The sequence below is a fragment of the Virgibacillus carmonensis genome, from assembly GCF_057836705.1.
Genome location: NZ_JBYQFJ010000010.1, coordinates 123,454 through 133,398, shown reverse-complemented (window position 1 = coordinate 133,398; position 9,945 = coordinate 123,454). Strand labels below are relative to the sequence as shown.

The window sequence follows — 9,945 nt, the reverse complement described above, 5'->3', positions numbered from 1 at the left end:
CAAGGGGATACACGGCCAGGAATACAGGCTAACGGATGTTCTCTAACACAGCAAAGGACCGGGCGGTCTATGCCCGGTTTTTCTTATTACAGTAGGATGGGAATCTGATATATCAACCCTTGATGATAAACCTAAAAAAGACTAGGCATCAATATAGCCTAGTCTTTATCTATTATACAGTTTGAGAATTTTTCACTTCTTCAATTCTATTTAATCTTATTTGTACTTCTTCTTCTGTAAGTCCGTGTTCTTGAACGTACATATTGCGTGGGCTAGTGCGGCACTCGTGTGAACATCCGCGTAAATACTTGTGCTCATTTTCCTCAGAACAGATAATTTGTCTGTTACATGGTGGATGGGCACAATTAACATACCTTTCACATGGCTTGCCATCAAAATAATCCACGCCAACAACAACATGCTCCGTGCGGTTAATTGGAACGGCAATCCGCTCGTCGAATACGTAACACTTTCCATCCCATAGTTCCCCTTGTACATCGGGATCTTTTCCATACGTAACAATTCCGCCATGCAATTGTGCTACATCTTCAAAACCTTCTTTAACCAACCAACCTGAAAATTTCTCACACCGGATACCACCTGTGCAATAGGTTAAAATACGCTTCCCTTCGATAAGGTGCTTGTTTTGTTGAACCCATTCAGGTAAGTCACGGAAAGTTTCGATGTCAGGACGGATTGCTCCACGAAAATGACCTAAATCAAACTCATAATCATTACGAGCATCAATTACAACTGTATCTTCATCTTGCATTGCTTCAAAAAATTCTTTTGGATCTAAATGTTTCCCAGTCGTTTGTTTTGGATTAATATCATCCTCTAAACGTAAGGTCACTAACTCATTACGTGGACGCACATGCATCTTTTTGAAAGTATGCCCATCATGCTCATCAATTTTAAAAGTCATATTGGTAAAACGTGAATCATTGTGCATCGCATCCATGTATTTTTGTGTTTGTTCAATGGTCCCCGAAACAGTGCCATTGATACCTTCATTTGCTACTAATATTCTACCCTTTAACTCTAGACCCTTACAAAATTGCAAATGATCCATTGCAAATTGTTCCGGATCTTCTATGTGAACATAGTTATAGTATAATAAAACTTGGTATTCTTTTGTGCTTGTCATTTTTGTTACCACCTATCATTTATATTTGCAAGATACAAATGTTTGGTGTTGATTATATTCATTTTTACTCTTGCAAGTACTTATTTTATCATGTTTTTGATCATTATGCCAATCGCAATTTAGTCTAGAGTTTAAGACGAAGATAAAGAAAACAGAGGTGTAAATTACCATTTATTCTAAATATGTAAACTTTATAATAGGCTAGGTTGACATATGGCCTTCTTTATTTATATCATTCTATTAGTGTATACACTAAATTAGTAGAATGGAGGTTGCAACAATGAAATTACTAGACATGATGTACATATCTTTATTTGCAACGATAATCGGTATCTTAGGATTTTTTCCGCCTATTTTACTCCCTGTAATTCCTGTGCCAATCACATTACAAACACTAGGAGTAATGTTAGCGGGTGGTGTACTCGGTGCACGTCGTGCTGGACTTAGTTTGCTATTGTTTACAATACTTGTGGCCGTCGGGGTACCATTATTATCAGGCGGCAGAGCTGGATTGGGTGTATTATTAGGCCCAGGAGGAGGCTATATTTTAAGCTGGCCCCTTGCCGCATGGACAATCGGATACTGTGTTGAAAAGAGCTGGCGTACATTAAAATTATGGAAAATCATCACATTCAATGTAGTTGGAGGAATCATTGTTATTTATGTTTGCGGGATTACATTTTTATCGGTTGTAGGAAATCTTCCGTGGTTGGCTACTGCATTTACTTCATTAGTATTCTTGCCAGGGGATTTAATAAAGGCCATTATCGCTGGTATAATCACCCTGAAGCTTTGTCAAACATATCCGTTAATTAAAAAATTCCAACAAGCAGCATAAATTTACTGGAAAAAAGGTAGTGAAAAAATGGGTATTGGGAAAAATATGAAAGAAATTGCACAAAAACATCCACACAAAACGGCCATTTATTTTGATAATAAAAAAATAGCTTATGGAGATTTTTATCGTAACATCTGTCAGCTAAGACAAAACTTACAAGAACTTTCAAAAGAGAAGCAATCGCAAAAAGTAGCGATCCTTATCGGTAATGAACCAGCATTTCTTGAGTTGTTTTTTGCAGTCGCAGCAATAGGGTGGGTAGCCATCCCGTTTGATCCGAAGTGGAGTGAACGGGAAGCTGTTCAAGTAATGGGTGAAGCGAGTCCGGATTTATTAATTACAAGCAAACAGTTTTTACAAACAACATCCTACTCCTTCGACGATATTCATTATGTAGAGGATATGAAAGGAGATGCGGAAGATAGTGAAATGATCGCATGGGATTTTTCAAATGAAAACTTCTATCTAGGTTTTACATCTGGGTCGACTGGAACGCCGAAAGGTTTTATTCGAAATCACCAATCGTGGTTAACCAGTTTCACTGCAGCCGAACAAGCGTTTCATTATAATCACGATGATATCATAATTGCACCTGGTCCTTTGTGTCATTCCCTATCTCTATTCGGTGCTGTACATGCACTTCATATCGGTGGATCATTTTATTTAACAGGCGTATTTTCTGCAGAATCAACGTTCGATATTTTAAGCAATGGGAAATCTACAGTTTTTTATGCAGTTCCAACGATGCTTCATGGATTGGCGCAACAAACGGTTTCCACAAATAGGAGCATTACCATTTTATCGTCAGGAGCTAAGTTAACACCAAAAATTAAAAACAAACTACAAAAAACATTTCCTTCAAGTCGAATATATGAATATTACGGTGCTTCAGAACTGAGTTTTGTTTCCTTTGCAACAGAGGAAGTGACAGAACAGTACCCACATAGCGTAGGACAAGCCTTTCCTGGTGTTCGTATTTCAATACGAAACCAATCTAACGAGCTTGTTCCTAGTGGTGAAATTGGTAATATTTTTATTGAAAGTAATTTCCTTTTTACAGGTTACGTCAATAATACAAAAGCGACAAACGAGGTATTAACCCAATATGGTGCTAATGTTGGCGATTTGGGTTTTATCAGCCGTGATGGGTTACTTACAATAATTGGTCGAGAAAAAAATATGATTATTAGTGGTGCTCTAAATGTTTATCCAGAGGAAGTAGAAAAAGTTATTAAGGAAATGGAATCGGTCAAAGAAGCTATTGTTATTGGAGTAGAGGATGAGTATTGGGGACAAAAAGTAGTCGCACTTATCATGTGGAAAGAAGACGTGATAACAACCGACATGGGTCAAATAAAAGTTCATTGTAAAAAGCAATTGGCTACCTATAAATGCCCAAAAGAGTTTCAAGTGGTAGATGTTTTTCCATATACATCTACTGGAAAGATAGCTCGAAAAGAATTAAATCTGATTTTGTGAGGTTGAAGAAAATATGGTTACACCAGTAATTGTACTAGCTAAACGGACAGCCGTTGGAAAGATTGGTGGCATGTTTCGGAACATTGCCCCCGAGATATTAGGCGCTCACGTTATTCAAGCATTTGTAAAAGAAAGCAAGATCAATTCTTCAGATATTGACGAAGTGATACTTGGAAATGTAATTGGACCAGGTGGAAATATAGCTAGACTAACAGCACTTACGGCAGGAATACCAGTTGAGGTTCCTGCTGTTACTGTTGATCGTCAATGCGGATCAGGGTTAGAGGCGATTAATATCGCATGCCGTCAGGTTCAAGCAGGAGCCGGTGAAATTTATATAGCAGGGGGGATTGAAAGTAGTAGCCTTGCACCATGGAAAATGGAAAAACCATCTTCTATTTACGGGAATCCATCTATCTATACACGTGCCCGTTTTTCTCCAGATTCAATCGGTGACCCTGAAATGGGAGTTGCTGCTGAAAACGTCGCAGAAGCGTACCATATTTCACGTGAAGAGCAAGATCAATTTGCATACAATAGTCATCAAAAAGCAATTACTGCGAGCATTGAAGGTAGATTTAAAAATGAAATGGTTTTCGTCCAGGACAAAGAGCGTGATGAATGTCCTCGTCCACGGTTATCCATGAAAACTCTTTCTGCTTTAAAACCAATTTTTAAAGAAAACGGTACAGTGACCGCTGGCAATACATGTCCTATTAATGATGGGGCAGCAGCAGTACTCATCATGACGGAACAAAAATGTGAGGAACTTGGTTTAAAACCAGTGTTAAAATTCATCGATGCTACAAGTGCAGGAGTAGATCCAAATCTTCTTGGTATTGGTCCAATTCCAGCAGTAAAGAAATTACTTAAACGAACCCAGTTAACAATAGCAGACATTGATTTAATTGAATTTAATGAGGCATTTGCTTCACAAGTGTTAGCTTCTATAAATGAACTACACATTCCATATGATCGGCTAAATGTTGGGGGTGGAGCACTTGCTTTTGGTCACCCCTATGGTGCATCAGGTGCAATCCTTGTGACACGATTATGTACAGAAATGAAAAGAAACAAAGGTAAGCAAGCCATAGCTACATTAGGAATTGGCGGTGGACTGGGCCTAGCTACACTTTTTGAAGGGTGTGAGTAAATCCATGATTAATGTAGGATTATATGTAGGTAATTATAGTGAAATGATCGAGGGAAAAGTTTAACATTCTATAACATGTATATGTTTTTAAAAAACTTCAGAATAACTTGCATTATTTTTCGGTGAAAGGTAAAATTAAAGATGCAAAAGGAAATTGGAGTTTGAATAATACTTTACGATCTCTTATCAAAGTGGTGTAAAAGTATTTATGATTCAATTACTTTGCACGATATTTGTATAAGGAGGTCATTTTAATGACTGGTAAAGTAAAATGGTTTAATGCAGAAAAAGGATTTGGTTTCATCGAACAGGAAGATGGAGACGATGTATTCGTACATTTCTCAGCGATCCAATCAGAAGGTTTCAAGACGCTTGAAGAAGGTCAAGACGTTGAATTTGAAATCGTTGAAGGTAACCGTGGACCACAAGCAGCTAACGTAACTAGTCTATAATAGATTATAAAATATAAGGTTTATCTCACTAATGTGGGGTAAACCTTTTTTGTTTTGTGGAGGGGTGTGGGGTGGCGAATAATAATGTAAATGGCTGGTAAAAGTTCCGAGAATAATATGGTTTCTGTGCAACTTTTGTTTGATGAAGCACACGATTCCACGAGAATTCATTCGATTTTAAAAATAACGCGTCATTCTAATTGGCTCAGATTCACTATATAAACTCACTGGGTTATAATGGAATCAAGATTAAGGAGGTTTATAACCATGTCTTCGTTTAATTGGAATAAAGAAGCGGAATTACAATGGGATAGTCGTGCACAGTTTTGGAATGAACGTAGTGTGAATATGTGGGATAATGGCAGTAGAAAGGATATTATTCCTTTCGTTGAAAAGCATATGAAAGAGGGAAGTAAGATTTACGATATTGGTTGTGGGGATGGGTATGGAACCTGTAAACTACATAAGCTTGGCTATGATGTGGTTGGAATGGATCTTTCAAGTGAGATGATATCCCGTGCCAAGGAACGGAATGTGTCTGATGAGATTTCTTTCATTCAAGGTGATGTGACCGATTTACCATTTGAAAATAATAGCTGTGATGGGATAATGTCAATCAATGTCCTGGAGTGGACAGAGATTCCAGCAAATGCGCTCAAGCAGTTGAGCCATGTGTTGAAAAAAGATGGTCTGCTATGTGTTGGCATATTAGGGCCAACAGCTGGACCACGTACACATAGCTACCCACGAATATACGGCGAAAAGGCTATTGCAAATACGATGATGCCATGGGAGTTTCAAAAACTGACACAGGAAAATAACTTTACATATGTTGATGGTTTTGGTGTTTATCGAGATGGTGTAAAGGAACGGCATCATGAAGGTTTACCAATAGAATTAAAACAGGCATTAACATTCTTATGGGTATTTATGCTACGAAAAGAAGGTGAATAATGATGGAGCGAAATGAAATGGAAGAAAAGGTTATCGAAAGCTATCAAAACGACGAGAAAATGATGATCTTAATTTACGCCCAGTGGTGTATAAACAATGATCTCGAGCCTAGATCCTTATATGAACAGGCATATCCATCACAAATGAAAAACAATGCTTTGGATGAAGCATTAGAATTAACTGTACCGAAAAAAGAGTCAGAAGAAATACCTGACTCCACTGTCTTGAATGTATTACAACTTTTTGGCAATGATGATTTGGCATTTATCGTGCAAGAGCAAATTGACAAGCGTAAAAAGTAGTTTATTTATCAAAAAGCTTTACCAACGCCTGGGTACCGCTATTTTCGTTCCCTTGTTCTGCTAGCTCCGTGTAAAGTTCAAGTGAGAGTGCGAGCCCAGGTGTCAGTATATCCATTTCTTTTGCTGACTCAAGTGCAAGTCTCATATCTTTGATAAAGTGCTTTACGAAGAAACCAGGGGCAAAGTCATCCTTAATCATCCTTGGGGCAAGGTTCGATAATGACCAGCTACCTGCTGCGCCAGTTGTAATGCTTTCTAGAACCTTTTCGGGATCAAGTCCAGCCTTTTTTGCATAAGCAATCGCTTCACAAACACCAATCATGTTGGAAGCAATTGTGATTTGGTTGCAAAGCTTGGTATGTTGGCCAGCACCAGATTCTCCTTGATGAATAATGTTACTTCCCATCACATCGAGAATAGGTTTCAGCTCTTGAAATACATGTGAATTTCCGCCAACCATAATCGATAATGTTCCTTTTTGTGCTCCAACATCTCCGCCCGATACCGGTGCATCTAACGCAAAAAGTCCCCGTTTTCTCGCATCCCTGCCTATTTTCTCAGCTAAAGATGGTTTGGATGTGGTCATGTCCACTACATATGATTTTTTCTTCGCGTTTTCTAAAATTCCATCTTCACCAAAATAGATAGCCTCAACATCATTTGGATATCCAACCATTGTGATGGTTACGTCGACTCCTCGTGCAAGTTCAGCAGCTGATTCACTCCAAGTAGCTCCTTCTTCAATGAGTGACCGCGCTTTTTCTTTTGTACGTGTAAATACTTGAACTGGGTATCCTGCAGTCATCAAATTTTTTGCCATGCTTTTTCCCATTACACCTATTCCAATAAATCCGATTGTTTGTTTAGATTGCACCATTTACTATGACCTCCTATTACTACTTCTACCTAATTAATATTAATTCGACACTTAGTTAAATATTCCTTTTTTACACGGATAGTATTGCAATCATTCTCAACCTATGATAGCCTTGAAACACAATATATTGCTCTACATTTAAAAATTACATACTATATATAGTTTTATCCTACAAGTGTTGGTGGCCAAATTTAATGGCCTTGATAGGGAATCTGGTGCAAAACCAGAACTGTCCCCGCAACTGTGAATGTGGACGAACGAGATATTATCCACTGTATTGTTAGCTTAACGTTAATAATATGGGAAGGTGCTCAAGTAGATGAACACATAAGTCAGGAGACCTGCCAAACCTTGTGAAAAGTTTCCATTCTTCGGGGCCAAAGAAGACGAAACGATGGAGAAGTAGATTATTTCTGTCGTTTTAACCGTTCATGGCCTCCTAGCATGAGCGGTTTTTTAGTACATAAAAAGGAGATGTTGATCATGCAAACTGCAATACTGACGAAAAGCTGGAAAGGTTATTTAGAAGAAAAGGTAAAGAAGGCTTTTCCAACTATGCCAATCCAAGCATTTTTAGACAAAAATGCGATTACGAAAGAAAGTCTATCTACAGAAGAATGGGTAAACCATCTAACATTGGAAGCTTTATCAAATATAGATGAAGAGCATCCTGATTGGACATATGTTGCAGCTATGATTTACTCGGAATGGTTGTACAACCAAGCAGCAACAAATCGAAATTATGATTATGAGAAAAAATATGGTTCGCTTTACAAGTTAATCACGGAGATAACGAAAATTGGAATTTACGACCAGGCCTTATTACATAGCTATGCTAAAGATGAAGTGAATAAGTTAGAAAGATTAATTAGCCCTGAACGAGATCAGCTTTTTACCTTCATCGGTTTAAAAACATTAGCTGATCGTTACTTAGCAAAAAATTATACGAAAGATATTTATGAGCTTCCTCAAGAGCGATTTATGATCATCGCAATGACACTCATGCAGGACGAGCCTAAAGATAAACGTATGGATTTGGTGGGCCAGGCTTATTGGGCAATGAGTAATCTATATATGACCGTTGCAACACCAACACTTTCAAATGCTGGAAAAAGCTATGGGCAGTTGTCTAGCTGTTTTATTGACACATTGGATGATAGTCTACAAAGTATTTATGATAGCAATACCGACATTGCAAATTTATCAAAAAATGGCGGTGGAATCGGCGTCTACCTAGGAAAAATTCGTAGTAGCGGAAGTATGATTAAAGGCTTTAAAGGGGCTTCATCGGGTGTTATTCCATGGATGAAGCAGCTCAATAATACTGCTGTCAGCGTGGATCAGCTTGGCCAGCGTAAGGGTGCTATTTGTGTGTACTTAGATGTTTGGCACAAAGATATCCATTCCTTTTTGGATGCGAAGCTAAATAATGGGGATGAGCGATTTCGGACGCATGATTTGTTTACTGGTGTGACATTACCGGATTTATTTATGGAAAAGGTTAAAGCTCGGGATGATTGGTATTTATTTGATCCTCATGAAATTCGAACTGTAATGGGATACTCATTAGAAAACTTTTACGATGAAGAAAAGCAAAATGGATCTTTCCGTGAAAAATATGCGGAATGTGTTGCAAATCCAATTCTTTCTAAAGAAGCGGTTCCAGCAATTGAAATAATGAAAAGCATTATGAAAGGTCAGCTTGAAACAGGTGGGCCGTTCCTTTTTTACCGGGATGAAGTTAATCGCCAAAATGTAAATAAACATACTGGCATGATTTATTGCAGTAATCTTTGTACAGAAATTATGCAAAACCAAAGCCCAACCATGTTTATTGATCAGCAAACAACAGACGGGAAAATTATGATTACAAAAGAACCAGGAGATTTTGTGGTGTGTAATCTATCTTCAGTTAATTTAGGACGAGCAGTGGTTGATGATGTTTTGGAAAAATTAATACCGATTCAGGTACAAATGCTTGATAATGTGATTGATCTGAATCATATTCCAGTACCACAAGCTACATATACGAATAAACGTTATCGAGCAATAGGACTGGGGACATTTGGGTGGCATCATTTACTGGCGCTGAAACGGATGAAATGGGAAAGTGAGGAATCAATCGAATACGCAGATTGTTTGTATGAAAAAATAGCTTTTTTGACAATCCAGGCAAGTATGAATCTCGCAAAGGAAAAAGAGGCATACCCACTGTTTAGTGAATCTGAATGGGATACCGGGAAATATTTTGAACGAAAAGGGTATGTGAATCAAACGGACATGGAATTTTCCTGGGATCAATTGCAGAAAGATGTACAAAAACACGGCATACGAAATAGCTACTTGATGGCGGTTGCACCGAACTCCTCCACTTCTTTAATAGCTGGGAGTTCAGCAAGTATTGATCCGATTTTTAGAAAATTTTATTCTGAGGAGAAAAAGGATTTTAAAATACCTGTAACAGCACCTGATTTAAACGCTGAAACAACATGGTATTATAAATCTGCTTATTTCATCGATCAAAAATGGAGTGTTGCACAAAATGCCGCTCGTCAAAAACACGTTGACCAGGGTATCTCTTTTAACATTTACGTGCCAAACGGTGTACAAGCGCGTGAATTATTAGAAATACATCTTTTAGCATGGCAATCCGGTTTTAAAACAACGTATTATTTACGATCCACTTCATCAGATATTGAAGAATGTGAATCATGTTCGAGTTAATAATAGGAGGGGAAACTAA

9 protein-coding genes and 1 riboswitch are annotated in these 9,945 nt (G+C 38.0%); of the genes, 7 read left to right on the top strand and 2 right to left on the bottom strand.

Going from position 1 to position 9,945, the window contains the following annotated elements:
* Nucleotides 1-172 precede the first annotated feature (172 nt).
* Nucleotides 173-1,147 (bottom strand): oxygen-dependent tRNA uridine(34) hydroxylase TrhO, encoded by a 975-nt coding sequence (gene trhO, locus AC3G7N_RS10490; RefSeq protein WP_489422099.1) that lies wholly within the window; start codon nucleotides 1,145-1,147, stop codon nucleotides 173-175.
* Between the two features lie 280 nt (nucleotides 1,148-1,427).
* Here trhO and AC3G7N_RS10485 point away from each other — a divergent pair, with 280 nt between their 5' ends.
* From AC3G7N_RS10485 to yxiS, 6 genes are all read left to right on the top strand, one after another.
* Complete coding sequence (locus AC3G7N_RS10485; protein WP_489422098.1) at nucleotides 1,428-1,985, top strand: biotin transporter BioY; 558 nt, start codon at nucleotides 1,428-1,430, stop codon at nucleotides 1,983-1,985.
* 27 nt (nucleotides 1,986-2,012) lie between these two features.
* Nucleotides 2,013-3,464, top strand: coding sequence for an AMP-binding protein (locus tag AC3G7N_RS10480; RefSeq protein WP_489422097.1), 1,452 nt, complete (start codon nucleotides 2,013-2,015; stop codon nucleotides 3,462-3,464).
* A gap of 13 nt (nucleotides 3,465-3,477) precedes the next feature.
* On the top strand, nucleotides 3,478-4,617 hold the full coding sequence (locus AC3G7N_RS10475; protein ID WP_489422096.1) for a thiolase family protein: 1,140 nt from the start codon (nucleotides 3,478-3,480) through the stop codon (nucleotides 4,615-4,617).
* Nucleotides 4,618-4,871: 254 nt separating this feature from the next.
* On the top strand, nucleotides 4,872-5,069 hold the full coding sequence (locus AC3G7N_RS10470) for a cold shock domain-containing protein (RefSeq protein ID WP_489422095.1): 198 nt from the start codon (nucleotides 4,872-4,874) through the stop codon (nucleotides 5,067-5,069).
* 267 nt (nucleotides 5,070-5,336) lie between these two features.
* On the top strand, nucleotides 5,337-6,023 hold the full coding sequence (locus tag AC3G7N_RS10465) for a class I SAM-dependent methyltransferase (RefSeq protein ID WP_489422094.1): 687 nt from the start codon (nucleotides 5,337-5,339) through the stop codon (nucleotides 6,021-6,023).
* 2 nt (nucleotides 6,024-6,025) lie between these two features.
* Entirely contained in the window at nucleotides 6,026-6,325 is a 300-nt protein-coding gene (gene yxiS, locus AC3G7N_RS10460) for a protein YxiS (protein ID WP_489422105.1), read from the top strand.
* Nucleotide 6,326: 1 nt separating this feature from the next.
* Here yxiS and AC3G7N_RS10455 read toward each other — a convergent pair whose 3' ends face one another.
* The gene (locus tag AC3G7N_RS10455) at nucleotides 6,327-7,202 is read right to left on the bottom strand and encodes an NAD(P)-dependent oxidoreductase (protein WP_489422093.1); all 876 of its coding nucleotides are present in this window, start codon (nucleotides 7,200-7,202) and stop codon (nucleotides 6,327-6,329) included.
* A 162-nt stretch (nucleotides 7,203-7,364) separates the two neighbouring features.
* A riboswitch (cobalamin riboswitch) is annotated at nucleotides 7,365-7,565 on the top strand.
* Between the two features lie 120 nt (nucleotides 7,566-7,685).
* On the opposite strand from AC3G7N_RS10455, the gene AC3G7N_RS10450 reads away from it, so the two are divergent.
* Nucleotides 7,686-9,926 (top strand): ribonucleoside-diphosphate reductase subunit alpha, encoded by a 2,241-nt coding sequence (locus AC3G7N_RS10450; RefSeq protein ID WP_489422092.1) that lies wholly within the window; start codon nucleotides 7,686-7,688, stop codon nucleotides 9,924-9,926.
* The last annotated feature ends 19 nt before the right edge of the window (nucleotides 9,927-9,945 follow it).